The following is a 25,940-nucleotide window of genomic DNA, read 5'->3' as shown; positions in this document are numbered from 1 at the left end:
CCGAACGCGGTTCCGTTCAACGCCCCGCGCGCTTATCGTGTGGGCGGATGAGGGGAGCGCCCATGGCGACCGCGTACCGGATCTGCCCGCTCTGCGAGGCCACCTGCGGGCTGGAGCTGACGATCACGGAAGGCCGGGTGACGGGGGCGCGGGGCGACCGCGACGACGTGTTCAGCCACGGCTTCATCTGTCCCAAGGGCGCGACCTTCGACGAGCTGGAGAACGACCCCGACCGGCTGCGCGCGCCCATGGTCCGCACTGAGGACGGCTGGCACGAGGCCACCTGGGACGAGGCGTTCGCGGCCGTCGAGCGAGGGCTGACCGCCGTCGCCGGCCGCCACGGGCGGCAGGCGCTCGCGATCTACCTCGGCAACCCGAACGCGCACACGCTCGCGGGCGGACTGTACGGCGGGCTGCTCGCCAAGTCGCTCGGCACCACCAACGTCTACAGCGCGAGCACGGTCGACCAGATGCCCAAGCACGTGTCGAGCGGCCTGCTGTTCGGCGACGCGCTCGCCATCCCCGTGCCCGACCTCGACCGCACCTCCTGCCTGCTCGTCCTGGGCGCCAACCCGGTCGACTCCGGCGGCAGCCTGTGCACCGCCGCGGACTTCCCCGGCCGGCTCCGCGCGCTCCGCGAGCGCGGCGGCACGCTCGTCGTGGTCGACCCGCGCCGTACCCGCACCGCGCGTCTCGCCGACCGGCACCTCGCCATCCGGCCGGGCGCCGACGCGTACCTGCTGTTCGCCGTCGTGCACACGCTGTTCGAGGAGGGCCTGGCCGAACGCCGGGACGACGCGGACGGCGTGGACGACGTCGCCGCCCTGGCGCGCGACTTCACCCCCGAGCGCGTCGCCGGAGTCTGCGGCGTCGCCGCGCCGGAGATCCGGCGGCTGGCCCGGGAGCTGGCCGCCGCGCCCAGCGCCGCCGTGTACGCGCGGATCGGCACCTCCACGGCCGCGTTCGGCACGCTGACGAGCTGGCTGGTCGACGTCATCAACGTCCTCACCGGCAACCTGGACCGGCCCGGCGGCGCCATGTTCCCGCTCGCGCCGCACCGGCCGGCCGGCGCGCGGTCCCGGCGGCGGTTCCGGCTGGGCCGCTGGCACAGCCGGGTCGGCAAGCTGCCCGAGGTCCTCGGCGAGCTGCCCGCCACCACGCTGGTCGACGAGATCGTCACGCCCGGTGACGGCCAGGTGCGCGCCCTCGTCACCGTCGCGGGCAACCCGGTGCTGTCCACGCCGGGCGGCGATCGGCTCGGCGAGGCGCTCGGCACGCTGGAGTTCATGGTCAGCGTCGACCCGTACCTGAACGAGACCACCCGGCACGCGCACGTCGTCCTGCCGCCGCCTCCGCCCAGCCGGTCGCCGCACTACGACCTCGCCCTCAGCGACCTGGCCGTCCGCAACACCGCGCGCTACTCACCGCCCGTCCTGCCGTTGCCGGACGGCGTGCCGGACGAGTGCGCGATCCTCGCCCGGCTCATCCGGATCGCCTCGGGCCAGGACACCGACGTGGACGAGGCGATCATGACGCGCACGCTGGCCGCGGCCACCGCCGACCCGGCCTCGCCGGTGCACGGTGCGGACCCGGCCGCGCTCGCGGCCCGGCTCACCGGCGACAGCCCGGCCCTGCGGCGCCTGGACCTGATGCTGCGGCTCGGGGCGTACGGCGACGGCTTCGGCGCGGAGCCGGGCGGCCTGTCGCTGGAGGCGCTCCGGCGCGCGCCGCACGGCGTCGACCTCGGGTCGCTGCGCCCACGCCTGCCCGAGGTGCTGCGGACGCCCTCGGGGCGGATCGAGCTGTGCCCGCCGCCCATCGCCGAAGACGTCGCGCGCCTGCGCGACGGCCTCGCCGAACGCCGCGCGACCGGGCTCGTCCTGATCGGCCGCCGCCACCTGCGGTCCAACAACAGCTGGATGCACAACCTGCCCGGTCTCGTGCGCGGCTCGAACCGCTGCACGCTCCAGATCCACCCCGACGACGCACGGCGGCTCGGCCTCGCCGACGCGGGGACGGCCGAGGTGACCAGCGACGCCGGCGCCGTGAAAGTCGAGGTGGAGATCACCGACGAGGTCATGCCGGGCGTGGTCAGCCTCCCGCACGGCTGGGGACACGGGCGGCCCGGCACCCGCGGCTCGGTCGCGGCGGCCCACGCCGGCGTCAGCGCCAACGCTCTCACCGACCCGCGGGCCCGCGACCCGCTGTCCGGCAACGCCGTACTCAACGGGATACCTGTGAGGGTTCATCCGATCTGATTACGGTTCGCCCGTTACGGTGGATTGTTGTACTGGTCGGTCTCGGCCGTGCCCGTATCGACGGAGGTTCCCCCGGTGGTGGAAGACGATTTCCAGGACATCCTGGAGAACTCCTATCGGACGGGCGGCCGGCTGGACGACGCGGTGCTGGACGACCTGCAGGCCCTCGCGACCGCGGAGCACACGCTCGGCCCCGACCATCCGGACACGCTCACGTGCCGGATCAACCTCGCCCACGCGTACTACGAGGTGGGGCGCGTGGACGAGGCGATCACCCTGGGCGAGCAGGCGTTCGCCGAGTGCACGCGGCTCCTGGGACCCGACGCCCACGACACACTGATCGCCGGGAACAACCTCGCCTCCGCCTACCGCGAGGCGGGCCGCCTCGACCGGTCGATCGCCATCTGCATCCAGACCCTCACCCAGGCGGAGCGCAGCCTCGGCCGCGACGACCCGATGTCGATCACGCTGATCAACCATCTCGCCGACGCCTACTCCGCCGCCGAGCGCGTCGACGAGGCCATCGAGCTGCTCCTGGAGGTGCTCGCGGCCCGCGAGCGCACCCTCGGGCCGGACGACCTGGACACCATCGGCGCCCGCAACAACCTCGCGCTCGCCTACCGCGACGCCGGCCGGCTCGACGAGGCGGTGCCGCTCATGGAGGCCGCCCTCTCCGACGCCGAGCGCGCCATGGGCGCCGACCACGAGGGTGTCCTCACCATCCGGGCCAACCTCGCGTCGCTCTATGACGACCTGGGCCGGACGGAAGAGGCCGCCGCGGCGTACGAGCGGGCGCTGAAGGACCGCGAACGCGTCCTGGGACCCGGCCATCCGGACACGCTGATGTCCGCGGCCACGCTCGGCGCGATGTACAAGGACACCGGGCGGGCCGTGGAGGCCATCGGGCTGACCGAGCGCGCCCTGGCGGGCCTGCGGCGGCTGTACGGCCCGGACCACCGCGACGTCCTGCGGGTCCGTATCCGGCTCGCGCACGTCTATCTGTCCGCCGGGCGCCAGGAGGAGGGCGTCGCGCTGCTCGAGGACGCGCTCGCCGGCTGCGAACGGCTCTTCGACTCCGACCACCCCGACACGGTCCGGTGCCGCCGCGACCTCGCCGAGGCCTACCGCGAGGTGGACCGTCCGGCCGACGCCGTCCCGCTGCTCGAACGCGTCGTGTCGGACTGGGAGCGGATCCTCGGGCGGGACGACCGCGAGACGATGGCGGTGCGCAACCTCCTCGCGCTGACCTACGACGACACCGGCCGCAAGGACGAGGCCATCGCGGCGTACGAACGCACGCTCGCCGACCGGGAGCGCGTGCTCGGACCCGACCATCCCGCGACGCTGCTGTCCCGCAGCAACGTCGCGCTGACCTACCGCGAGCTCGGCCGCCACGCCGAGGCCGTCGCGGCCCTGTGCGCGGTGGTCGACGGGCGGCGGCGGGTGCTCGGCCCCGACCACGTCGACACCCTGCGGTCGCGCAACCACCTCGCCCTGCTGTACGAGGAGACGGGCCGGCTCGACGAGGCCGTCGCGCTGTACGAGGAGGTGCTCGCGGACTGCGAGCACGCCCTCGGCGCCGGTCACGAGCTCACCCGGAAGGTGCGGTTCAACCTCGACGACGCCCGCCCGCCCCGCTGGGAGCCGCGCTACCCGGTGGAGGAACGCCTCGCCGAGGCGAAGGCGCGGGGGGACGCCGCCGCGTACCTGCGGCTGCTCGCCGACCTCGACCTGTTCGTGCTCGCGCCGAAGAGACGCGCCGACGACGTGATCGCCGGGCGGCACGACGTCATCCAGTGGCTGGTGCGCACCGTGGACGGCCGCGAGCACGCCCAGGTCTTCACGCGGGGCGCGATCCCCCGCCAGCCCGACACCGTGTGCCTGATGCGGTCGATCGCCACGCTGGTACGCGAGTGGCCCGACCCGGAGTGGCGGGTGCTGTTCAACCGCGGTGTGCCGGCGCTCGAATGGTCCTTCTCCCCCGACGTGCTCGCCGAGGCCGCGCGCGACGCCGTACGGCCCACGGGCGGACGGCTCGTCACGAGAATCGACGGCCCGCCCGACGGGGCGCTGACGTTCGGCCTGGCGTGCGGCGCGCCGCTCGCGGTCCAGGCCTCGGTGCCCTGGAACGACGCCGGCCCCGTGTACGGCGACTACATCGGCGGCCTGCGCTCGCTGCGCGACCTGTGGGAGGTCACGAACGCCGAAGAGTGGCGCGGGACGATGAACGCGCTGCTCGGCGGCGCGGACGCCGGGCCGGACCTGGACGAGCGGGTCGGCCGGTACGAGGAACGCCTCCGCGCCGACGGCCTTCCTCCGCCGGACGGTCCGGTCCGCGACACGTCGGCCCACGCCCTGGGCCGGGCGGTGCACATGGCGCGCTGGGGCCTGGAGGCGCACTTCTGCGACCAGATCACCGCCGAGCGGCTGATCGTCGAGGCCGGCGAGCGGTGCCGGCGCCGGTACGGCTCGTGGGCGGAGCTGTCGGCGGCATGGGCGCTGGGGCAGGCGCTGCGTCTCGGCGACGAGGGATACGACGCGGCGCTCGCCGCCCACCGGACCCTCACCGAGGCCGACGGCGGCCCGTGGCAGACCGTGCCGTGGGGGAGCCCGCGCTGACCCGGAGCCCGCGCGGCTGCCGTCGCTCGCTCCATGCCGGCGGCCGGCCCGCCCCCGAGACCGAGCGTGATGTCGAACGGTTGCTCAGCGGCGGCTCTCCGCCGCGGATCTGAGCGCGTCGAGCGTGGATCGGTGCGGCTGGTCGATGACGGCCTTTGACTCGTCGGCGAGGCCGGTCAGGCGGGCCACCTCGGCATCGGTCAGGTTCTCGGCGACCTCCGCCGCGGCGATGTTGGCGCGCAGGTGATCGGGGTTCGCCGTGCCGGGGATGACGACCACGGCGGGGGAACGGCGCAGCAGCCAGGCCAGCGCGACCTGGGCCGGTGTCGCGCCGAGGCGCTCCGCGGGGCCGCTCAGCTCTTCGTGGCCGGTGAGCCGCCCGGAGGCCAGCGGGAAGTAGGGGACGAACATGATGTCCTGCGCCTCGCAGTCGGCGAGAACCTGGACGCCGCTGCGGTCGAGCAGGTTGAAGCGGTTCTGCACGGCCGCGATCGGCGTCATCTTCTGCGCGCGGGCCAGCATCTCCGGCGACGCGCCGGACAGGCCGATGCGGCGGATGAGCCCCTGATCGCGCAGCTCGACGAGCACGCCGAGCGCGTCCTCCAGCGGCACGTCGCTCGGCGGTGCCGGACCGTCGCCGCCGAGCCGCAGGTACGTCAACTCGCTCGCCTCCGCACCCAGGTCGGCCAGCGCCTCGTGCACCTGCCGGCGGACCGTGTCCGGGTGGTCGGTGATGATCCACGACCCGTCCGGGCCGCGCCCGGCGCCGACCTTGTTGCCGACGATCAGCCCCTCCGGGAACGGCCGCAGCGCCTCCCCGATCAGCCGGTTCACCGTACGCGGCCCGTACGCGTTCGCGGTGTCGAGGAACGTGACTCCCAGCTCGACCGCCAGGCGCAACACCCGCCGCGCCGACTCGGGGTCGTCCGGCGGCCCCCATACGTTCGGTCCGGCGAGCTGCATGGCGCCGTATCCGACACGATTCACTGGTTTCTCCCTCGATGTATCGCCGCAACCGTGGACGACGCGAAGACCCGTACCCGGCGGCAGATCCTCGAGGTGGCGGCCGACCTCCTGGAACGGGAGGGCGCCCAGGCGGTCTCCACGCGCTCGGTCGCCGCGGCGGCCGGCATTCGCGCCGCCTCCCTCTACCAGCTCTTCGGCGACAAGGACGGCCTCCTCGCGGCCCTGGCCATCCACGGCTTCGACCTATACCTGGCCGAGAAGCAGGACTTGGCGCACACCGACGACCCGGTCGAAGACATGCGCCGCGGCTGGGACATGCACGTCGACTTCGGCCTACGCCACCCCGCCTTCTACCTGCTGATGTTCGGCACCGGCCGTCCCGGCCGCCGCCCGCCCGCCGCCGACGAGGCAGGCGGCCTCCTGCTGAAGTTCCTCGACCGCGTCGCCGCCGCCGGCCGCCTCCGGGTCCCGCCCGCCCTCGCCGCCCGCCTCTGTCTGGCCGCCGTCACCGGCGTCACCCTGTCGCTGGTCGGCACCCCCGCTGAGGACCGCGACCCGGAGATCTCCTCGAGAACCCGCGACACCCTCATCGACTCCATCACCACCGACCCGCCCCCGGCCATGGACCCCGGCCTCGCCGCCCGAGCCCTTGCCCTCGACGCCGCCCTCACCGACGCGGGCGAGGCCGCTTTCCCGCTCCGCCCGGCCGAGACCGCCCTCCTGCGCGACTGGCTCCACCGGCTCGCCCGCTGACCCGAACGGCCGCGCGGGAGCTCAGCGCTCCTCCGGCCGCCGCGTCCTGGCCAGGATGTGCTCCGCCCGCGCCTCGCCGACCTCGTTGCCGAGGCTCTGGTAGATCCGTACGGCCTCCTCGGCCGGCTCGCGCGCCTCGGCGGGCCGGCCGGCGTCGATGAGGATCTCCGCGAGCGTGCGCAGGCACCGTGCCTGGAACCAGCGGTCGCCGAGCTCGCGGAAGGTCCCGGCGGTGTGCCGGAGCGCGGTGACCGCCTCCTCGGTCCGGCCGAGCCGGCTCAGCGCCCGTCCCTCCGACAGCTCGGTACGGGCGACGCCCCACGTGTCGCCGAGGCCTTCGAGCGTGTCCATGGCGCGGCGGACGAACGCCAGCTCGCGCAGGCCGTTCTTCGGGTCGCCGACCTCGCCCGCGGCGCGCAGGCAGCGCGCCTCCTCCCACTGCTCGTGCCGCAGCCGGAACATCTCCGCGGCCCGCTCCAGGACCTGCGCCGCCCGGTTGAACGCGGCGTCCGCCGCGAGGCCGTCGCCGCGGGCCCGCAGGTCGGCCGCCTCGGCGGCGCTGACGTCGCCCATCGCGCGGAGGGTCTGCGCCTCCGAGTAGCGGTTGCCGTCGCTCTCGAAGACGCCGAGCGCCTCGTCCAGCAGGGCGCGGGCCTCCTGGTGCCGGCCCTGCGCGAGCCGCAGCTCGGCCAGGTTGCGCTGCGTGCGCGCGTGCCACCAGCGGTCGCCCACGGAGGCGAACCCGGCGATCGCCGCCAGCAGATGGCGCTGCCCCTCGTCCAGGTTGCCGGCGTCCCGCAGGCAGACGCCGACCGTGCGCACCGCGCGCGCCGCCCACCACGGTTCGCGCAGCCCCTCGAAGATCGCCAAGGCCTCCTCGGCGCTCGTACGGGCCAGGTCACCGCGGCCCAACCCGCCCGAGACCGCGGCGCGTTCCATCAGGGCGATGCCGACCGAGCGCCGGTCCCCGAGCCGGCCGGCCGCCAGCAGCGTCGTCTCCGCCACGGCCCGCCACTCCTGCCAGAACAGCCGCATCGAGTGGCACAGCGAGCAGAACGCCCGGCCGAGCCGCCAGGCCTCCTCCCACATCTCCAGGCTCGCCGCCTGGTTCACCCCGGCCACGAGCGTCAGGCGCTCGGCGTAGAACCACGGCTCGGGGGCGATCTCGCCGGAGTCCTGCTCGCCGCGTCGCGCATGACGGCGCCAGTCCTGCGGCCAGCGCGCGGCGGCGGCCAGTTCGGCCCGCCGACGGTAGCCCGCGAGCGTACGGTCGATGACCGCGCGACGCTGCTCGCCGGTGTCCTCGTGCTCGGCCCGTTCGCGGGCGTAGAGCCGGACCAGGTCGTGCAGGCGGTAGCGGCCCGTGCCGGTGGCGTCCTTGCCGGAGTACTCCACGAGCTGGGCGTCGACCAGCGCCTCGAGCTGGTCGACGCCGTCCAGCTTGGAGGTGCCGAGCAGCGAACCGGCCGCCCACGAGGGCAGGTCGGGCGCGGACAGCAGGGCGAAGGACCGCAGCAGCCGCCGCTGCAGGTCCGTACAATCCTCGTAGCTCAGCCACAGGGTCGCGCGGACGCTCTTGTCGATCTGGTCGCCGTCGATCTCCAGCTCGTCGAGCCGCCGGCGGCGCTCGTCACTGAGCCGGTCGGCCATCTCGGCCAGCGACCAGGTGCGGCGCGCGGCGAGCCGCCCGCCGCAGATGCTGACCGCCAGCGGCAGGTGGTCGCACAGGGCCGCGACGCGCACGGCCGCCTCGGCGTCGGCGGCCACCCGGTCGTCGCCGGCCAGGCGGGCCAGCAGCTCCACCGCCTGCGGCTCGGTGAACTCCTGCAACCGTACGTCCAGGGTGTTGCGCAGGTAGAGCGGCTGCCGCGAGGTGACGAGCACGGCGCAGCCGGTCTCGGGCGGCACGATCGCCTGCACCTGGTCGGCGAACTGCGCGTTGTCCAGGAAGATCAGGATGCGGCGGCCCTTCACCCAGGTCCACCACAACTTCTGCAGGTCGGCCAGGCCGCCCGGGTCGGTGGTGAGCCGGACGCCGAGGGCGAGCAGGAAGCCGGTCAGCACGTCTTCGGCCCGCACCCGCACGTCACCGGTGCCGCGGAGGTCGCAGTAGAGCTGGCCGTCCGGGTAACGCCCGGCCACCTCGTGCGCGAACCGCGTCGCCAGCGCCGACTTTCCGACGCCTCCAGGCCCGTGTACGGAGACGACGACGCACCCGCTCCATTCCCGCGCTTTCTTGCCCGCGGCCTGTTCGGTGAACACCTGATGAAGTCTGGCCAAATGATCGGCGCGGCCGGTGAAATGCGCGACGACCGGAGGCAACTGGGCGGGCGCGACGGCTCCGCCGATGGGCACCGGCCGTTCACGGGCGGAATCGCGCGCCTCGCGCTGGGACACCAGGGCGATCAGCCCGGCGAGGACCGACCCGCCCGTGACGATCGCCAGCCGCGCGAAAGGCGGCAGTTTGAACGCGTCGAGGGCCGTCGTCAGGGCTGTGACCAGCACTGTCAGAGCGGCGACCGCCAATGGCGTGGCCAGCCGGATCGTACTGTCGCGGCGCACGCGCGAAGGCGGGCCGGCCGCCCCCGACCGCCGGCGCGGTTCGCGCATGAAATCGCCTCTGGGTGTTCGCCTTTCCCGACATTTGGCATCGTGCACATGCTCGCGCCATTCACGCAAGCGCGTATCGGCACATGATCGGGTCGCGGGTTGACCTCCCCCGCCGGAATTAACCGCAATTTCGGCGCGCGTACCGCAGCGTGTCCCCCTATGCCCGGTCTCACGGCGCCCGACCCTCGCTTGTGCACGGAGTGTCTCATCCCGCTTACGGCCGATTGATCGCGACGTAACGGCCGCGCTCTGTCATTGACCGCACGACGACGTGTCCCTCCGAAGGAGTTCCCGTGGCAGAGCCAACCATCTACGAGTCGATCGGCGGCGAGGCGGCGCTGGTGAGCGTGGTCGACGATCTCTACGTCCGGATCCTGGCCGACGACCGGCTCTCCGGCTTCTTCGTCGGCACCGGCCTGCCCCGGCTCAAGGGCCGGCAGGTGGAGTTCTTCGGCGCGGCGCTCGGCGGCCCGATGACCTACACCGGCGCCCCGATGAAGAAGGTGCACCGCGGACGGGGGATCGAGCAGGAGCACTTCGACCTCGTCGCGGGGCACCTCGTGGACGCGTTGCGCGGAGCGGGCGTACCCGACCCCACGATCGACCAGATCATCGCGGCCGTGGCCCCGCTCGCCGACGACATCGTCACCAGACCCGCCCTCGCCGACTGACGTCCGCCAGGACAGGGGGTCGCGCGGCGACACCACCGTGCGCCTCCCGACTCGGCGGTGCCGCCGCTCCGTCAGGCCGGGTACGGGCTCGCCTCGCGCGCGGCGCTCAGGGCGGCGGTCCACCAGGCGAGCTGGTCCAGCAGGACCTTGGCGTACCCGGGCGCCTCGGGGTCCAGTGGCCGGCCGTCCTGCCACGCGGTGAAGTAGTTCGGGAACGCCAGACCGTCGCGGATGGTCACCGCGTGCAGTTCGGTGAGGACGTTCTCCAGGTGGAGGACGGCATGCCGGCCTCCGGCCGCGCCGCCGTAGCTGACGAAGGCCACCGGCTTGGCCGTCCACTGGGTGAAGTGCCAGTCGATGGCGGCCTTCAGCGAGGCCGGGTAGCTGTGGTTGTACTCGGGCGTGACCAGGATGACCGCCTCCGCCTCTTCCAGGCGGGACGTCAGGGGCCCCATCCCTTCGGGGCGCGGGTAGGAGTCGCCGGCGAACTTCGGCGACGCCGCCGGCAACGACAGCGGGATCTCGACGTCGGCGAGGTCGACGACCTCGACGTCGAACCCACCGTGCGCGCGTGCCTGCTCGGCGACCCAGGAGGCGACGACGGGCCCGAACCGGCCCTCGCGGACGCTCCCGACGATGATGACCAACGTGTGCTTCTCGCTCATGTGCTCCACGGTCCACCTCCGCCGCGGCGGCAGCCAGGCCGGGCGCAGGCTGGCCCCCACAGGGCCACCCTGCGCCGTTCTCGCGCATTCGCGCCGCGCCTAGACTCCGGCCATGGGCACGCCACTGGGCGACTTCGTCCGCGCGAAGCGCGACAGCATCCAGCCCGAGTCGTACGGGCTCCCCGAGCACGGCCGTCGGCGCTCCCCGGGGTTGCGACGCTCGGACCTGGCCACGCGCGCCGGGATCAGCGTCGAGTACCTCACCCGCATCGAGCAGGGACGAGACCGCAACCCCTCCCCCGCCGTGGTCCACGCTCTCGCCGACGCCCTGAGCCTGGATGCCGCGGAACGCGACCACCTGCGCTACCTCGCCAAGATCAGCGGCGGGGCCTGCACCGGGCTTCAGCGGCCGGAGCCGCTCAGCCGCGACGTGCGTCCCACCGTGCTGGCGACCCTCCGGCTCCTCGAACCCGCGGTCGCGTTCGTCACCAACCGCCTGGGTGACGTGCTCGCGCACACCGGCGGGTTCGAGGCGGTAATGCGCGGAAGCGGGCTGCTGGAGACCCCGGAGCCGAACCTGACGCGCTACGTGTTCACCGACCCGCGGGCCCGGACGTTCTTCGCCGACTGGCACCAGGTGGCCGACGAACAGGCCTTCGACCTGTGGCTCGGACCGTCCGTGGAGACCGCGGAATGGTTCAAGGCCGAGCTCGCCCCTCTCGCCGGGCAGGAGTTCACCCGGCGGCTCGACCGTCAGCTGCCCCCGCCGCGAGTCCCGCTTCGGCTCAACCACGACACCGCGCACGAGCTGCGGTGGCATCGGGAACGACTGGAGCTGCCGCGCGCCGACGCGCAGCAGCTGGTCGTCCTGCTGCCCGCCGACGAGACGACGGCGGAGGCCGTGGAACGGCTGCGCCGCCGGCCCGGAGGCACTCTTCGCGCGATCGGTTGACGCGACCGGGGGCGCGGTGGCCTCCATGCCTCACCGGTCCGCCGGGCTCCCGCCGATCTCCCCCTGCCAGGGCTGGGGGGCGAGTTCGCGGACGCCCACTCTGGCCAGGGCCCGCCGGGCCGTGTGGTCGACCATCTCCTCGATCGAGACGGGCTGCGCGTAGAAGGCGGGGACCGGCGGCGCGATGATCGCACCCGCCTCGGCCGCGGCGGTCATGGCCCGCAGGTGCCCGAGGTGCAGCGGCGTCTCGCGGACGAGGAGCAGCACCGGGCGGCCCTCTTTCAGGCACACGTCGGCGGCGCGGCTGATCAGGTCGTCGGCGTAGGTGTAGGCGATCGCGCTGAGCGTCTTGATCGAACAGGGCGCGACCACCATCGCGTCGGCGGGGAAGGAGCCGGAGGCGATGGCCGCGCCGACATCGCCCGGCCGGTACGTCACGTCGGCGAGCGCCTCCACCTCACGGATCGACATGCCGCACTCGTGGCGCAGCGTCATGCGCCCGGCGCGCGACACGATGAGGTGGGTCTCGATCCCCCGGTGCTCGCGCAGCAGTGTGAGCATGCGCAGGCCGTACGGGGCGCCGCTGGCGCCCGTGATCGCGACGATGATCGTCCGCGTCTCTTCCCGCCGGGGCCTTGTCACCGGACCTCGCCTCGATGGATGAACGTCCTGTTGACGTCCTCCCCGCTCCGGAGGACCGGGATTCCTGCCGCGGGTCACGCTCCCGGGCGTCACGCATACCGGACAGTAGCGGTACGATCCCGGCTCCCCCGCGCACCGTGGAGGCGATCTACGGCGACGGCCTCTCTCCCCGGAAGGACCCCCATGATCATCGAGAACTCCTTCGACGTCGACGCCGACCCGGATCGGGTGTTCGACTTCCTGCAGAACCCGCACAACGTCGCCACCTGCTTCCCCGGCGCGGAGCTCACCGAGGACCTCGGCGACGACCGGTACAAGGGCAAGGTCAAGATCAAGCTCGGCCCGGTGACGGCGTCCTTCTCCGGTACCGCCCGGATCACCGAGAAGGACGAGACCGCGCGGGTCGCGGTGCTGGTCGCCGAGGGCAAGGACGCCCGCGGATCGGGAACGGCCAAGGCGACCGCGACGATGCGCGTGGAGCCGAAGGAGGACGGCGGGTCCAGCGTCCTGCTGAAGACCGACCTGACGATCTCCGGCAGGCTGGCGCAGTTCGGGCGCGGCATCATGGCCGACGTGTCCAACCGGATGGTGGGCGACCTGGCGGCACGGGTACGGGATCGCATCGAGGCCGAACAGGAGAGCGGGACGGCCGACGCTCCGGCCACGGAGACCCCGAAGACTCCCGCGACCGAGGCTCCGGCGGCCTCCCCGGCGACGGAGACTCCGGCGACCGAGACGGCGGCGGCCGACGCCGCGCCGTCCGAGGCGGGCACGTCCGCGGGCACCACCGAGACCGAGGCGCCCGTCCCGACCGCACCACCGGCCACGACGAAGCCCGCCACGGACGCGGGCTCCGGGACGGCGGCCGACGCCGCGCCGTCCGAGGGGGGCACGTCCCCGGGCACCACCGAGACCGAGGCGCCCGTCCCGACCGCACCGCCGGCCGCGGAGAAGGGCGAATCGGCCGCTCCGGCCGAGGCGACCGGAAAGGCCCCCGCCTCGTCCCCGGCATCGTCCGCCGAGCCCGCGAGCGCCATCAAGGCGAGCACCATGATCAAGGTCGTGGTGGCGGGCATGTTCCGGCGGCTGTTCGCGCGGCTGCGCGGCCGTTCCGACCGCGACTGACCCCGGCGGCGCGCCTCACCGTCCATGCCGTGACCGGTGAGGCGCGTCGCGGCCGCGCCGAGGTGGGACGGTAGGGTCCGGCCTCATGCCTGAACCAGTGGAAGCGGTGCTTTTCGACTTCTCCGGGACTCTCATGGTCACCGGCCCGCCCGACCGGCGGCTGGCCGCGTTGCTCGAAGACGCGGGGATCGAGCTGACGGAGGCGGAGGTCCACGAGTGGGCCCGGCGCCTGGAGAGGTCCGGCGGGCTGCCGGGCGGGCACTCCTCCACGGTCATCCCGGAGGAGATCCGCGCCACCTGGGAGCGGCGTGACCTCGAGCCCGCCGCGCACCGGCGCTCCTACACGTGGCTGATCCGCCACGCCGGCTGGCCGTGGCCCGAGCTGGCCGACGCGGTCTACGACGGTTGTACACGGCCAGACGCGTGGACGCCCTACCCCGACACGCTCCCCACCCTGCGCGCGCTGAAGGAGCACGGGATCCGCACGGCCGTGGTCAGCAACGTCGGCTGGGACCCGCGGCCGGTACTCGCCGCCCACGGCGTCGCCGACCTGTTCGACGCCGTCCTCCTGTCGTACGAGGAGGGCCACTGCAAGCCCGATCCCGTACTGTTCAAGACCGCCTGCGCGCGGCTGGACGCCGACCCCGGCCGTACGCTCATGGTGGGCGACGACCGGCGGGCCGACGGCGGCGCCGAGGCGGTCGGGATCCAGACGTTCTACGTCGACCCGCTCCCGGCGCGCGAACGCCCCGACGGGTTCGCGCCGCTGCTCGCGGAGGCGCTCAGCCGAACCCCGCGGCGCGATGCTCCTGCGGGCTGATCCCCCGCTCGCGTTTGAAGGCGGCGCTCAACGCGAACGCGCTGCCGTACCCGACCTGCCGTGCGACCGCCGCGACCGTCGCGTCCGGCTCGCGCAGCAGGTCGGCGGCCAACGCCAGACGTAGATCGGTGAGGTACGTCATCGGCGGCTCGCCGACCAGGTCGCTGAACCGCCGCGCCAGGGCGGCCCGTGAGACGCCCGTCCGTGCCGCCAGCTCGGCCACGGTCCACGGATGGGCCGGCTCGCCGTGCAGCAGCCGCAGCGCCGCGCCGACCACCGGGTCGCCCTGCGCTCGGTACCAGCCCGGCACCTCGGCCTCCGGGCGGGAGAACCACGCCCGCAGGACGGCGGTGAGCAGCAGGTCCAGCAACCGGTCGAGCAGCGCCTGCTGGCCCGGCGCGTCGCGGTGCAGTTCCTCGCCGAGCAGCGGCAGCAGCGGTGAGTCCCAGGCGTCGGCCGGGAGCACGATGCGCTGCGGCAGCACCCGCGACAGCCGCCCGTTGATCTCACCCTCGAACTCGTAGACGCCGGTGAACAACTCGGTGGCTCCGGCCGCGTCGTCCGTCCGGTCGCCCCAGGTCCGCAGGCCGAGTGCCATGGCCGCGGACAGCGACTCCCCCTCCGGCGTGGCACAGCGCTGCCCCGGGTGGATCACGACACGGGGCGGCGTCGCCGGATCGTCGGCGACCGTGTACGGGTGCGGACCGCGGATGACGGCGACGTCGCCGGGACCGAGGCGTACGGCGGCGTCGTCGTCCGGCACCAGCCACGCCTCGCCGCGCACGACCGACGCCACGGTCAGCGGCGCCCGGTCCTCGATCCGCAGCGACCACGGCGGTGTCAGGATCGACCGCAGCAGGAACGCGTCCCGGGCCCTCGGCCCGTCGAGCAGGCGCGCGAGCGGATCCATGCGCTCACTTTAAGTGCCTCGTCGACGGACCTGGACGCACGGACATGCGCACGAGCGTCTCGGCCATGGTCGCCGCGCCGCGGCCGGCGGTTCACTGAGCGGCATGAAGATCCTGACAGGGCTCTCCGCCACCGCGACGCTGCTGTTCGCCGCCGCGCTGGCCGGAGTCTTCTTCGCCTACTCGATATCGGTGATGATCGGGCTCGACGCCGTCAAGCCGGACCATGCCATCGCCGCGATGCGTGCCATCAACGTGAAGATCCAGAATCCCCTGTTCCTCATGGCGTTCCTGCTGATGCCGGTGGCGGGGGCGGTCACGGGCGTGCTGCTGCTCGTCTCCGGGCAGCGCACGGCGGGCATGCTCTTCTTCGCCGCGACGGCGGTGTACGTCCTGGGGGTGCTCGTGCCGAGCTTCGCGGTCAACATCCCGATGAACGACGCGCTGGACGCCGCGCGGCCGTCGGCCGGGGAGACGGCACGTGTCTGGTCCGACTACTCCTCCCGGTGGACCGCGTGGAACCATGTACGCACCCTGTCGAGCCTGCTCAGCGTGCTCTCCGTCGGCGCGGGCCTGTTCATCTGGGGCCGTGGCGCCTGACGTGGACCGCGAGGCCGCCGGCGCCGGAATCCAGCTCGGGGCGCAGCTCCATCGTCCGCGTGTAGTCGCCGCCCGCCAGCGGCCGGTACGCGATCGGCTCGTCGGTGAACAGGACGCGCAGCCGCGCCGCGTACGCCTCCGTGATCGCGGCGAACCTCGCCTCGCCGATCTCGATGGAGTCCCAGACGGCGAACGGCGGCAGCACGTCCATGCCGGTGTAGTAGAGGAGCCCGTGCTGGATCGGGAACAGCAGGTCGTCCAGGTGCCCGTGGACGCCGCGCGCCGAGAACGACCGTTCGGCGGCGCCGATGGTCAGCGACACCATGGCCCGGCGGCCGGCGAGCGTGCCGTCGCCGTACAGGGCCCGGCCCTTCGTGCCCACGCCGTAGCCGAACCCGTGCGTGAAGACCCGGTCCACCCAGCCCTTGAGCACGGCCGGCATCGAGAACCACCACATCGGGAACTGCAGGATCAGCGCGTCGGACCACAGCAGCTTCTCCTGCTCCGCGGCGATGTCCGATGCCAGGCGTCCCTCGGCGTACGCGCGGCCGGAGGCGCCGATCACGTCGAGCCGCTCGTCCGGGTCGTGGCCGGGGAAGTCCCCGGCCTCGACGCCGGGCCGCCAGCTCATGGCGTACAGGTCGGAGACGCGGACGTCATGACCGGCGCGGCGCAGCTCGGCGGCGGCGAAGGCGGTGAGCGCGCCGTTGAGGGAGCGCGGCTCGGGGTGCGCGGTGACGATGAGGATGTTCATGTATCCGTTGTCGCGCCGTCCGGCGCGCGGAACCAGTGCCCGGTGTTTCCACCGGTCGCGGTGTCCTGGTACTCACAGGGCCACGTTCAACACCCGGGAGATGCGCATACTGAAACGCATGGATGACGACGGCCGGGAGCTCGGCGCGTTCCTGCGCTCACGACGCGCACGGGTGGCCCCCGAGAGCATGGGCATCGCGGTGGGCTCGCGCCGCCGCGTGCCGGGCCTGCGACGAGAGGAGCTGGCGCAGCTCGCCGGGATCAGCGTCGACTACTACGTACGGCTGGAGCAGGGGCGCGCGACGCAGCCGTCCCCGGAGATCCTCGACGCGCTCGCGGACGTGCTCGGCCTCGGCCGCACCGAACGCGAGCACCTGCGCGCGCTGACCGCGGCGCCGCGGAAGGTCCGCAGGTCGTCCCGGCGGCGGCCGGAGCGGGTACGGCCGGAGTTGCAGCGGCTGCTCGACGCGATGTACGGCCTGCCGGCCCTGGTCACCGGGCACCGCCAGGACGTGCTGGCCTGGAACCGGCTGGGCTCGGAGCTGGCCGGCGGGCTCGACGAGGGCCGGCGCGACCGCAACAACGCGCGTTATCTGTTCCTGGATCCGGCCTCACGGGAGACGTTCCCCGACTGGGCGCAGCGCACGCGGGAGACCGTGGCGGTGCTGCGCCTCGCCGCGGGGCGGCACGCCGACGACGAGCGGCTGCGCGAGCTGGTCGGCGAACTCTCGGTGCGCAGCGAGGAGTTCGGCGCGCTGTGGGCGTCCGCCGACGTGATGGTGTGCGGGAGCGGGACCAAGCGCTTCCGCCATCCGGCGGTCGGGGAGCTGACCCTGCGCTATGAGACCCTCCAGCTTCCGGTGTCCGCGGGTCAGACGGGCCAGGAGCTGCACGTGTACAACGCCGAGGACGCCGGCGCCGAGGAGGCCCTGCGGCTCCTCGGCGCGTGGACGGCCTCGCCGCGCTGACCCGTCGGGCTCAGTCGCGGACGGCGGTGAGCTTGTCCGGGTTCCGTACGACGTCCAGAGCGGTGATCCGCCCGGCGTCGACGGTCGCCGCCAGCACCGACCGGACCCCGTCCGCGTCCTCCAGCACCAGGCCGACCGCGCCGTTGACCAGCGCCGTCCGTACACGGCGGGGCGGGCGGCGGGTGAAGGCGAGCAGCCACCGCGCGACGTCCTCGACTCCCCGTACGGGCTCCGGCAGGGCGCTGACCCGGCCGCCGCCGTCGCCACGGACGACCACGTCCGGATCGAGCAGCGTGATCAACCGCTTCAGGTCGCCGTCCCGGCATGCCTCGGCGAAGGCCGCGACCAGCGCGGCCTGCTCGCCGTGCGTGGGCGGGAACCGCGGAAGGCCACGCTCGACGTGCCGCCGGGCGCGTGAGGCGAGCTGACGCACGGCCGCCGGCGTCCGGCCGACGACGGCCGCGACCTCCTCGAACGGGAGCCCGAAGACGTCGTGCAGCAGGAACGCGGTGCGCTCGGCCGGGGTGAGCTGTTCGAGGACCACGAGCAGCGCCATGCTGACCGACTCGTCCAGCGTCACGCGCTCGGCCGGATCGTCGCTCTCGACGAGCGGCTCGGGCAGCCACGTGCCGACGTAACGCTCGCGGCGGGCGCGGGCGCTGCCCAGTGCGTCGAGCGCGAGCCGCCCGACCGTGCGGGTCAGCCAGGAGGGCAGGTCGCGGATGGCGAGCGGGTCCGGGACGCCGCGCAGCCGCAGCCAGGCCTCCTGGACGCAGTCCTCCGCCTCGGCCAGCGACCCGGTCGTCGCGTACGCCACCCGCAGCAGCCGTGGCCGCTGTCGCTCGAACGCCCGCGCGAGCGTCTCCTCGGCCGCCGTCATCGCGTGGCCGTCAGCCAGGCCGCGAACGGCACCGTGCCCCGCACGTCGGGCCGTTCGGCGGTGAGCGCCCCCGCGCGCAGCGCCCGGCCCAGCCGGCCCGGCAGCGGCAGGGGCAGCAGCGGCGCACGGCGGCCGGTGGCCGAACGCCACGTACGGGCCAGGTCGCGCGCGTCCGCGATCTCCGGACCGGCGACCGCGACCCGTCCGCGCCGCGTGGGGCCCTCCGCGACGTCGGCGACCGCGCGGGCGGCCTCGGTGGCGGCGACCGTCTGCAGGCGGGCCCTGGGCACCGGCAGCACGCCCCGGCGTCCGGCCACGGTCAGCGTCGCGGCGACGTACTCGTGGAACTGGGTCGCGCGCACGATGCTCCACGGCACCGGCCCGTTCTCGACCACGCGCTCCTGCTCGGTCTTGACGCGGAAGTAGGCCATCGGCACCCGCTCGCATCCGACGATCGAGACGCACACGTGATGGCCGACGCCGGCGGTCTCCTCGGCGGCGAGCAGCCGCCGCGAGCCGTCCACCAGGACCCGCCCGGCCCGTTTCGAGGAGTTGTTGCTCGCGTCGACCACGACGTCGCAGCCCTCCAGCGCGGCCGCCAGCCCGTCACCCGTCTCGAGGTCGACGGGGTACTCGGGCGCGCGGCGGCTGAGCACGCGGACCTCGTGTCCCCGCGCTCGCAGCTCCGCCGCGGTGTGCCCGCCGAGTGTCCCCGTGCCTCCGGTTATCGCGATTCTCATGCCGAGAAGACGACGCCGCCGCCCGTTGTGTGACATCGCGCAGGTGAGCTCCGGAGCTCACCGGCCTCGGGCGCGGAACGCGGCGGTCTTGACGCGGTTCTGGCAGGCGGTGGAGCAGAAGCGGCGGGTGCCGTTGCGGGAGGTGTCGACGTAGACGCGGTCGCAGTGCGGCGCCGTGCACACGCCCAGCCGGTCGTGGAACTCGCTGCCCAGGACCACCGCCAGGCCGGTCGCGCAGCCGGCCACCCAGTCGGTGGACACGGTGCCGCCGGAGCCGTGGAAGTGCAGGTGCCACGGCTCGCCGTCGTGCCGGTTCAGGTGCGGGCGCGCGTGGGTCACCTCCAGCAGGTGGTTGACCTGGTGGGCGGCGGCGTCGAGGTCGCCGCCCGCGACCGCGGTGAAGACGGCGCGCAGCTCGACGGCCATCTCGGCGAGGACGGTGGTGTCCTGCTCACCGAGGTCGCCGGCGCCGATCTCGATGAGGGCCGTACGGCGCGCCTCACCGACCGGCGGGGTGTACGGGCGGCCGCGCCGCTCCCCCTCGGTGAGCGTGTTCACCAGGCCGACGGCGAGACGGACGACCAAGTCCATGTGACTGTTGAAATTCACTTGACCAGTTACACCGCTTCATCTAGTTTGTGACTGTCGAAATCATAGACGACAGTTACAGGAGTCGCTCATGCTCACGACCACGGTGGCACAGGCGTGGATCTCCCGCTGGGACCGTCAGCAGGAGGGGTACCTGCCCGACCGCGAGGAGCGCTTCACCGCGCTGATCGACGCGGTCGAGGCCGGCACCGGGCGGCCGGACCCGCTCATCCTCGATCTCGGCTGCGGGCCCGGCTCGCTGGCCACCCGGATCCTCGACCGCATCCCGAACGCCACCGTCGTCGCGATCGACACCGACCCGCTCCTGCTCGCGCTCGGCCGGGGCGCCCACGCCGGCCGGATGGCGCTACGGTTCGCCGACCACGACCTGGGCACCCCGGGCTGGGCGGCCGCGCTCGACCTGGACCGTCCGGCCGACGCGGCGGTCAGCACCACCGCGCTGCACTGGCTGCCCGAGCCGGCCCTCCGCACCGCGTACGCCGAACTGGCGTCGGCGCTCCGGCCGGGCGGGCTGTTCCTCAACGGCGACCACCTCGACGTCGGCGAGCCCACGCTGCGCCGGCTCGAACGCGCTCTGGCCGACCGCGCCACGCGCCGCCGGTTCGGCGACGACCGGCCCGAGGACTGGCGGCAGTGGTGGGACGCCGCCGCGGCGGACCCGGCGCTGGCCGCGCTCACCGCGGCCCGTACGGCCGCCGCCGGGCACCACGGCTCGGAGTCCGGCGGGCTGGCGGTGCACGTCGCGGCGCTCCACGACGCGGGTTTCGGCGAGGTGGGCCCGCTCTGGCAGAACGGGAACAACCGCGTGCTCTGCGCGGTCCGCCGCTGACCACGCGCCCGGCCGGCGTCGCGCGCCCGGTACAGTGATCACGATCCGAATGCTCCCTGGGAACGGCGTCGCAGAACGGGAGCCCGCCGCGGTTCGCGGCGGTGGAGGGGCGACAACCGTTGTTCGCATGCCCTTCCGGAGGTTCCTCTCATGAACGTGGGTCTCGGCCTGCCGATCACCGATCCGCCGTCGTTGCTCTCGTGGGCGCGGCGCGCCGACGCCGGCCCCTTCTCGACGCTCGGCCTGCTCGACCGTCTCGTCTACGCCAATCCCGAACCGCTCGTGACACTCGCCGCCCTCGCCGGAGCCACGACGCGCGTCCGGCTACAGACCGAGGTGCTCCTCGGCCCGCTGCGCGAGACGGCGCTGCTCGCCAAGCAGACCGCGACGCTGGACCTGATGTCCGGCGGCCGGTTCACGCTCGGCGTCGGCGTCGGCGGGCGGGCCGACGATCACGTCGCCGCCGGCACCGACATCCGGACGCGCGGGCGCCGTATGGACGCGCAGCTCACGACCCTGCGGCGGGTCTGGTCGGGAGAGCCGTACGGTGAGGGTGCCGGCCCGATCGGCCCGGCGCCCGCCCGCGAGGGCGGCCCGGAGGTGCTCATCGGCGCCTTCGCCCCGGCCGCCCTCGAACGCGTCGCCCGCTGGGGTGACGGCTTCCTGTGCGCCGCGCCGCTCCCGATGGCCGACGGGCTGTTCCGCAGCGTGGAGCGCTCCTGGTCGGCGGCGGGCCGCGCGGGACGGCCACGTCTGGTCGCCCAGGTCAACGTGGCCCTTGGCCCGGACGACACGATCGAGGACGGGCGGGCGGCGATCGGCGCCTACTACCGGTTCCTCGACAACCCGGGTCGCGTCGGCCTGCTCACCACGCCGCGGGAGATCCGTGCCGCGGTCACCGCGTTCACCGGCCTCGGCGCGGACGAGGTCATGCTGTACTGCTGGGCCCGCGACCCGGACCAGGTCGACCGGCTCGCCGACGTGCTGTGAGAGACCGCCCGGGGACCCCTCGGGGGTTCCCGGGCCGTCCCTCAGCGGGACGGGAGGGCGAGACGCTCCGCGGCGCGTACGACGAAGGCGCGACGGCGGGCACGCTCGGCCGGGTCGGCGGCGTCGGCGCCGGTGAGCATGTACGCGACCTGCGGCACGGAGAACCACCAGGCGGCGAGCGCGATGATCAGGAAGGCCAGGTGAGCGGGGTCGAGCTCGTCGTCGAGGACGCCGTCGCGCTGGGCGGCCGCGAAGGCCTCGACCTTGTCGCGGTAGTGCGCGGTGCGGTTCTTCTCGTCGGCCGGGGGCCCGCCGGCCAGGCCCTCCCACTGGAGCAGCCGGGCCAGGTGCGGGTGCGCGGCGTGGTAGTCGAACGTGCGCCCGGCGAACTCCCCGATGTCGGCCAGGCCCCCCGGCGGCAGGTCGACTCCGGCGGCGAGCTTGTCCAGCTCGTCGCGGAGCACGGTCTCGAACAGGGCCTGTTTGTCGCCGAAGTACTTGTAGAGGCGCTCTTTGTTGATGCCGGCCCGCTCGGCGATCCGGGCCATGGTCGTGCCGTCCGGGCCGCGCTCGGCGAACTCGATGGTCGCCGCCTCCTTCAGGCGGCGTCGCGTCCCCTCGGTGTCCCAGGCCATGGGGTCAGAGCTTAGGCCATTCCAACGGCAACGTTGCGGTTGCGGGGCGTTCCCGGCGGTAGGTTCGGACGGTGGCAGAAGGGCCGGGCGACCCGGCAGGTGACAGGGACATCGAGGTCCGGCGGCTCCGGCGGCTCTTCCGGATCTTCGGGGCGACGCAGTGCCGCGGCCGTTCCCCGGTGTACGAGGCGCTGAGCGAGGGCGTCGCCGACGACGACGGCCTGCTGGACCTGCTCATGGCCACGCCGCGCGACCAGCGGCGGCCCAGCCTGCTGTTCGCGGCGGTAAACCTGCTCCTCGCGTCCGATCCCGGTTCGGCGCTCGCCGGCTACTACCCGGTGCACGGCGGCCGGCGGCCGGTCGACGACCGGCTCATGCCGGCCTTCGCCGCGTTCTGCGCCGAGCACCGCGACGAACTCGGCCGGCTCCTGCGCACCGGGTCCACCCAGACCAACGAGATCCGCCGCTGCGTGGCCCTTCGCCTCGGCCTCGACCACGTGCGGCGTCGCTGGCCGGGACCGCTCGCCCTGGTCGAGGCGGGCGCCAGCGCGGGCCTGAACCTGCTCGTGGACCGCTACCGCTACCGCGTCGGCGGTCAGGAGGCATCCGTCTCGGACGCCTCGCCGGTGCTGATCACCTGCGAGGTGCGGGGCGGCTCCCCGCACGAACGGATCCTCGGACCGGTCCCGGAGATCACCAGCCGGCGGGGAATCGACCGGCACCCGGTCGACCTGGCCGATCCCGGAGCCCGGGCCTGGCTGGAGGCGTTCGTCTGGCCCGAACGCCTCGACGACCTCGCCGTTCTGCGCGGCGCCATGGATCTCGCCGTCTCGTCCGCGACCGTGACCGTCGCCCCCGGCGACGCGACCACCGACACCGCCCGGCTGATCGGGGAACTGCCGGGGCGCGAGCCCGTCGTGGTCTTCACCGCCTCCCTGCTCAGCTACCTCGACTTCGACGCCAGGACGGCCTTCGCCGCCCAGCTCCGGCAGGCCGCCGCACGCCGGCCGGTGGCGTGGGTCTTCGCGGAGGCCCCCGGTCTCGTCGCGACCACCGACGGCCTGATCGTGCCGGAGGGCTCCTTGGCCCGGCGCAATTCCCGCTACCTGATCGGGGCCAGTCTGCGCGGCTCCGGGCAGCGCGACGACGCCCTGCTCGCCCTCGCCGACCCGTACCTGCGCTGGCTCGCCCCGGCCCGGCACCGGACCGACGATTTCGCGTGGCTGCCGGCGGACGCGGACACCGGCTGACACGGCGCCGGCGAGACGTCGCAGGCATGGCCTCCGGACCGCCGGCCATCGCCGGGAGGCCCGCAAAAGGGAGATAGCCGACCGCGGCGCGACTTGATTTCACTCGAACCTCTGTTCGATGATGGTCGCGTGAGTGAGCTATCGACGCAGGTCACAGAGGGATTTTCGACTCTGTCACGATCTGCGTTGGTACCGGTGCTCCCGGTGTTGCACGAGGTGGTCCCCGAGGGCGGGCTGCGGCCGGGCTCGGTCACCGTCGTCGAGGGTTCGCCCACACTCGCCCTGGCGTTGACGGCCTGTCTCGGGGAGCGATGGTGCGCCGTCGTCGGGCTGCCGGAGGCGCACATCCCCGCCGCCGCGTCGATGGGAGGCGACCCGATGAGGGTTCTGCTCGTGGACGATCCGGGCCGGCGGTGGGCCGACGTCGTCGCGGCGCTGACCGACGGCTGCGCGCTGGTGCTCACCCGCCCGCCGGACCGGCCGGCCCCTCAGGTGGTGCGCCGGCTGACCGCGCTGGCCCGCCGCAACGGGTGCGCGCTCGTCGTGACCGGGCCCTGGGAGGGCGCGAACCTCCGGCTCCGCGTCGAGGAGGGTCACTGGTCCGGGCTCGGCACCGGCACGGGGCATCTGCGCGGCCGCCGCGCCCTGGTGGTCTCCTCGGGCCGCGGCGCGGCGGGTCCCGGCCGGCGGGTCTGGCTCTGGCTCCCCGCCCCGGACGGCACCGTCGCCCCCGCCGCGGAGACTCCGGAGACACCGGTCCGCGCCCCGGTGGCGGTGGCCGGATGATCCCGTCCCCCGCCCTGCCGGTCCCCGCGGCCCCCGCCGGGACTCCCGCACACGCCCTGGTGGTGGCCGGATGATCCCGTCCCCCGCCCTGCCGGTCCCCATGGCCCCCGGCCCGCGAAACCGGCTCGGGGCTCCCACCCACGCCCCGGTGGCGGTGGTCGGGTGATCCCGCCGCGTGCTCTCGTGGTCTGGTGTCCCGACTGGCCGGTCACCGCGATCGGGCTGGACGCCGCCACTCCCGCCGCCGTCGTCTCCGGCGCCCTGGTCGAGGCGTGCTCGGCGGCGGCGCGCGCCTCGGGCGTACGGCGGGGGCAGCGGGTGCGGGACGCGCAGCGGCACTGCCCCGAGCTCGTCGTACGGGAACGGGACACCGACGCCGAGGGACGGCTCTTCGAGTCGGTGGCGGCGGCCGTCTCCGGCGTCACCCCGTGGGTCGAGGTCGTACGCCCAGGGGTCTGCGCCATCCCGGTTCGCGGCGCGGCCCGCTACCACGGCGGCGGGGCCGACGACGAGGAGTCGCTGCGGGTCCACGTGCAGGACACCGTCGTGGAGCAGGGCTTCGACTGCGGCGCGGGCATCGCCGACGGCCTGTTCGCGGCGGACCTGGCGGCGCGGGCCGGCGAGGGCGGCGTCGTCGTGCCCCCGGGCGAGACCCCCGCCTTCCTCGCCCCGTACCCGGTGAGCGTCCTCGGCCGGCCCGAGCTCACCGACCTGCTCGGCCGGCTCGGCATCCGCACGCTCGGCGCGTTCGCGGCCCTGCCGGTACGCGACGTGACGGCTCGTTTCGGCGTCGACGAGATACGGGCGCACCGGCTGGCCCGCGGCCTGTACCCCCGGCCGCCGGCCCCGCGGCCGCCGCTCGCCGACCTGAGCGTCTCGACGGAGTTCGACCCGCCCGCCGTGGCGGCCGAGCAGGTCATCTTCGCCGCCAAGTCCCTCGCCGAACGGCTGCACGAGGCGCTCGCCGCCGAGGCGCTGACCTGCGTCCGCATCGGGGTCGAGGTGACCGGCGCCGACGGCCGTACGCTGACCCGGCTCTGGCGGCACGACGGGGCGCTGTCCGCCCTCGCCGTCGCCGAACGGGTCCGCTGGCAGCTGGCGTCCTGGGAGACCCAGGGCGAGGACGGCCAGGAGGGCGGCGTCGCGCTGCTGCGGCTCCTGCCCGACCAGCTCGTCGCCGACGACGGGCGGCAGGAGGCCCTGTGGGGCGAGGCCACGGTCTCCGACCAGATCGCGCGGGCCGCGGCGCGGGTCCAGGCGATGCTCGGCCATCAGGCGATCACCCGGCCGTTCCCGGCCGGCGGCCGCGGCCCCGGCGAACGCCTCGTCCAGGTGCCCTTCGGCGACCTGCCGCCGGAACCGGCCGCCGAGGGTCCGTGGCCGGGCCGGGTCCCCGACCCGCCGCCGGCCGCCGTCCATCCCGAGCCGCTGCCCGCGACGGTGACCGACGCCGACGGCGCGCCCGTCATGGTCGACGCCCGGTGCGCGGTGTCCGCGCCGCCGCACGAGGTGGAGATCGCCGGACGCCGTCACGTGGTGACGGCGTGGGCGGGCCCCTGGCCGGCCCGCGAACGCTGGTGGGACCCCGCCCGCGCGCGCCGCCGGGCCCGGTTCCAGGTCGTCACCGGCGACGACCGGGCCCACCTGCTCGTCTTCGAGGGCGGCCACTGGCACGTCGAGGCCGGATACACGTAGGGGGACCGATGGGCTGGAGCGACCCCGATGAGTGAACGGAGTGGACGGCCGAGGAACGAGGTCGTCCGCGGAGTGAACGAAGAGGACGAGTGACCCATGGGCTGGAGCGACCCCGATGAGTGAACGGAGTGGACGGCCGAGGAACGAGGTCGTCCGCGGAGTGAACGAAGAGGGCGAGTGACCCATGGGCTGGAGCGACCCCGATGAGTGAACGGA

General features: G+C 74.2%; 24 protein-coding genes. 14 read left to right on the top strand and 10 right to left on the bottom strand.

Features of this window, described 5'->3' with window-relative positions; all coding sequences use genetic code 11:
• The first annotated feature begins 62 nt into the window (after positions 1–62).
• Both ACQEV1_RS21080 and ACQEV1_RS21075 read left to right on the top strand, forming a co-directional pair.
• Entirely contained in the window at positions 63–2,258 is a 2,196-nt protein-coding gene (locus ACQEV1_RS21080; RefSeq protein WP_433395403.1) for a molybdopterin oxidoreductase family protein, read from the top strand.
• 75 nt (positions 2,259–2,333) lie between these two features.
• Positions 2,334–4,877, top strand: coding sequence for a tetratricopeptide repeat protein (locus ACQEV1_RS21075; protein ID WP_433395401.1), 2,544 nt, complete (start codon positions 2,334–2,336; stop codon positions 4,875–4,877).
• An 84-nt stretch (positions 4,878–4,961) separates the two neighbouring features.
• Here ACQEV1_RS21075 and ACQEV1_RS21070 read toward each other — a convergent pair whose 3' ends face one another.
• Positions 4,962–5,864, bottom strand: coding sequence for an aldo/keto reductase (locus ACQEV1_RS21070; protein ID WP_433395399.1), 903 nt, complete (start codon positions 5,862–5,864; stop codon positions 4,962–4,964).
• A gap of 30 nt (positions 5,865–5,894) precedes the next feature.
• On the opposite strand from ACQEV1_RS21070, the gene ACQEV1_RS21065 reads away from it, so the two are divergent.
• Positions 5,895–6,596, top strand: coding sequence for a TetR/AcrR family transcriptional regulator (locus tag ACQEV1_RS21065; protein WP_433395397.1), 702 nt, complete (start codon positions 5,895–5,897; stop codon positions 6,594–6,596).
• A gap of 21 nt (positions 6,597–6,617) precedes the next feature.
• Here ACQEV1_RS21065 and ACQEV1_RS21060 read toward each other — a convergent pair whose 3' ends face one another.
• Positions 6,618–9,158: an ATP-binding protein gene (locus ACQEV1_RS21060; protein WP_433395395.1), complete on the bottom strand. Its 2,541-nt coding sequence runs from the start codon at positions 9,156–9,158 to the stop codon at positions 6,618–6,620.
• 341 nt (positions 9,159–9,499) lie between these two features.
• Between ACQEV1_RS21060 and ACQEV1_RS21055 the strand changes: the two genes are divergently transcribed.
• The gene (locus tag ACQEV1_RS21055) at positions 9,500–9,877 is read left to right on the top strand and encodes a group I truncated hemoglobin (protein WP_285619959.1); all 378 of its coding nucleotides are present in this window, start codon (positions 9,500–9,502) and stop codon (positions 9,875–9,877) included.
• A 71-nt stretch (positions 9,878–9,948) separates the two neighbouring features.
• Here ACQEV1_RS21055 and ACQEV1_RS21050 read toward each other — a convergent pair whose 3' ends face one another.
• Positions 9,949–10,542: an NADPH-dependent FMN reductase gene (locus ACQEV1_RS21050; RefSeq protein ID WP_433395393.1), complete on the bottom strand. Its 594-nt coding sequence runs from the start codon at positions 10,540–10,542 to the stop codon at positions 9,949–9,951.
• Positions 10,543–10,654: 112 nt separating this feature from the next.
• On the opposite strand from ACQEV1_RS21050, the gene ACQEV1_RS21045 reads away from it, so the two are divergent.
• Positions 10,655–11,494 (top strand): helix-turn-helix domain-containing protein, encoded by an 840-nt coding sequence (locus tag ACQEV1_RS21045; RefSeq protein WP_285619963.1) that lies wholly within the window; start codon positions 10,655–10,657, stop codon positions 11,492–11,494.
• 30 nt (positions 11,495–11,524) lie between these two features.
• Here the strand turns inward: ACQEV1_RS21045 and ACQEV1_RS21040 are convergent, their stop codons facing one another.
• Positions 11,525–12,136 (bottom strand): UbiX family flavin prenyltransferase, encoded by a 612-nt coding sequence (locus tag ACQEV1_RS21040; RefSeq protein ID WP_285619965.1) that lies wholly within the window; start codon positions 12,134–12,136, stop codon positions 11,525–11,527.
• Positions 12,137–12,319: 183 nt separating this feature from the next.
• On the opposite strand from ACQEV1_RS21040, the gene ACQEV1_RS21035 reads away from it, so the two are divergent.
• Positions 12,320–13,261: an SRPBCC domain-containing protein gene (locus tag ACQEV1_RS21035; protein WP_433395390.1), complete on the top strand. Its 942-nt coding sequence runs from the start codon at positions 12,320–12,322 to the stop codon at positions 13,259–13,261.
• Between the two features lie 85 nt (positions 13,262–13,346).
• Positions 13,347–14,081, top strand: coding sequence for an HAD family hydrolase (locus ACQEV1_RS21030; RefSeq protein WP_433395388.1), 735 nt, complete (start codon positions 13,347–13,349; stop codon positions 14,079–14,081).
• Here the strand turns inward: ACQEV1_RS21030 and ACQEV1_RS21025 are convergent.
• Complete coding sequence (locus ACQEV1_RS21025) at positions 14,044–14,991, bottom strand: AraC family transcriptional regulator (protein WP_433395386.1); 948 nt, start codon at positions 14,989–14,991, stop codon at positions 14,044–14,046. The two genes, ACQEV1_RS21030 and ACQEV1_RS21025, sit on opposite strands and share 38 nt — an antisense overlap.
• Before the next feature lie 103 nt (positions 14,992–15,094).
• Between ACQEV1_RS21025 and ACQEV1_RS21020 the strand changes: the two genes are divergently transcribed.
• A complete protein-coding gene (locus ACQEV1_RS21020) occupies positions 15,095–15,589 on the top strand; it encodes a DUF1772 domain-containing protein (protein WP_285566132.1) in 495 nt (164 codons plus the stop codon).
• On the opposite strand, the gene ACQEV1_RS21015 is transcribed toward ACQEV1_RS21020, so the two are convergent.
• Positions 15,567–16,343: an NAD(P)H-dependent oxidoreductase gene (locus tag ACQEV1_RS21015; RefSeq protein WP_433395383.1), complete on the bottom strand. Its 777-nt coding sequence runs from the start codon at positions 16,341–16,343 to the stop codon at positions 15,567–15,569. The genes ACQEV1_RS21020 and ACQEV1_RS21015 overlap by 23 nt on opposite strands.
• A 118-nt stretch (positions 16,344–16,461) precedes the next feature.
• On the opposite strand from ACQEV1_RS21015, the gene ACQEV1_RS21010 reads away from it, so the two are divergent.
• Positions 16,462–17,310: a helix-turn-helix transcriptional regulator gene (locus ACQEV1_RS21010; RefSeq protein ID WP_433395381.1), complete on the top strand. Its 849-nt coding sequence runs from the start codon at positions 16,462–16,464 to the stop codon at positions 17,308–17,310.
• A gap of 10 nt (positions 17,311–17,320) precedes the next feature.
• Here ACQEV1_RS21010 and sigJ read toward each other — a convergent pair whose 3' ends face one another.
• Genes sigJ through ACQEV1_RS20995 form a run of 3 tightly spaced genes read right to left on the bottom strand, consistent with a single transcriptional unit; the run spans position 17,321 to position 19,521 of the window.
• Positions 17,321–18,190, bottom strand: a complete 870-nt coding sequence (gene sigJ, locus ACQEV1_RS21005) for an RNA polymerase sigma factor SigJ (RefSeq protein WP_433395379.1) — start codon at positions 18,188–18,190, stop codon at positions 17,321–17,323.
• Positions 18,187–18,930: an SDR family oxidoreductase gene (locus ACQEV1_RS21000; RefSeq protein ID WP_433395377.1), complete on the bottom strand. Its 744-nt coding sequence runs from the start codon at positions 18,928–18,930 to the stop codon at positions 18,187–18,189. The genes sigJ and ACQEV1_RS21000 overlap by 4 nt, the downstream gene beginning before the upstream one ends.
• Positions 18,931–18,987: 57 nt before the next feature.
• The gene (locus ACQEV1_RS20995) at positions 18,988–19,521 is read right to left on the bottom strand and encodes a CGNR zinc finger domain-containing protein (RefSeq protein ID WP_285566140.1); all 534 of its coding nucleotides are present in this window, start codon (positions 19,519–19,521) and stop codon (positions 18,988–18,990) included.
• Between the two features lie 88 nt (positions 19,522–19,609).
• On the opposite strand from ACQEV1_RS20995, the gene ACQEV1_RS20990 reads away from it, so the two are divergent.
• Positions 19,610–20,368 carry a class I SAM-dependent methyltransferase gene (locus ACQEV1_RS20990; RefSeq protein WP_433395374.1) on the top strand — a complete coding sequence of 253 codons (759 nt, stop codon included), beginning with the start codon at positions 19,610–19,612 and terminating at the stop codon, positions 20,366–20,368.
• A gap of 150 nt (positions 20,369–20,518) precedes the next feature.
• Positions 20,519–21,358, top strand: coding sequence for an LLM class flavin-dependent oxidoreductase (locus ACQEV1_RS20985; RefSeq protein WP_285619979.1), 840 nt, complete (start codon positions 20,519–20,521; stop codon positions 21,356–21,358).
• A 41-nt stretch (positions 21,359–21,399) separates the two neighbouring features.
• On the opposite strand, the gene ACQEV1_RS20980 is transcribed toward ACQEV1_RS20985, so the two are convergent.
• Positions 21,400–21,993 carry a TetR family transcriptional regulator gene (locus tag ACQEV1_RS20980; RefSeq protein ID WP_285619981.1) on the bottom strand — a complete coding sequence of 198 codons (594 nt, stop codon included), beginning with the start codon at positions 21,991–21,993 and terminating at the stop codon, positions 21,400–21,402.
• A 71-nt stretch (positions 21,994–22,064) separates the two neighbouring features.
• Between ACQEV1_RS20980 and ACQEV1_RS20975 the strand changes: the two genes are divergently transcribed.
• From ACQEV1_RS20975 to ACQEV1_RS20965, 3 genes are all read left to right on the top strand, one after another.
• Entirely contained in the window at positions 22,065–23,243 is a 1,179-nt protein-coding gene (locus ACQEV1_RS20975) for a DUF2332 domain-containing protein (RefSeq protein WP_285619982.1), read from the top strand.
• Positions 23,244–23,447: 204 nt separating this feature from the next.
• Complete coding sequence (locus ACQEV1_RS20970) at positions 23,448–24,029, top strand: hypothetical protein (RefSeq protein WP_433395371.1); 582 nt, start codon at positions 23,448–23,450, stop codon at positions 24,027–24,029.
• Between the two features lie 162 nt (positions 24,030–24,191).
• Positions 24,192–25,724, top strand: coding sequence for a DNA polymerase Y family protein (locus ACQEV1_RS20965; protein ID WP_433395369.1), 1,533 nt, complete (start codon positions 24,192–24,194; stop codon positions 25,722–25,724).
• Positions 25,725–25,940: the final 216 nt, after the last annotated feature.

The sequence above is a fragment of the Actinoallomurus sp. CA-142502 genome (assembly GCF_050936355.1).
GTDB classification, from domain to species: domain Bacteria; phylum Actinomycetota; class Actinomycetes; order Streptosporangiales; family Streptosporangiaceae; genus Actinoallomurus; species Actinoallomurus iriomotensis.
Note: the sequence above shows the minus strand (reverse complement) of the source record. Positions and strands in the feature narration are given on the sequence as shown.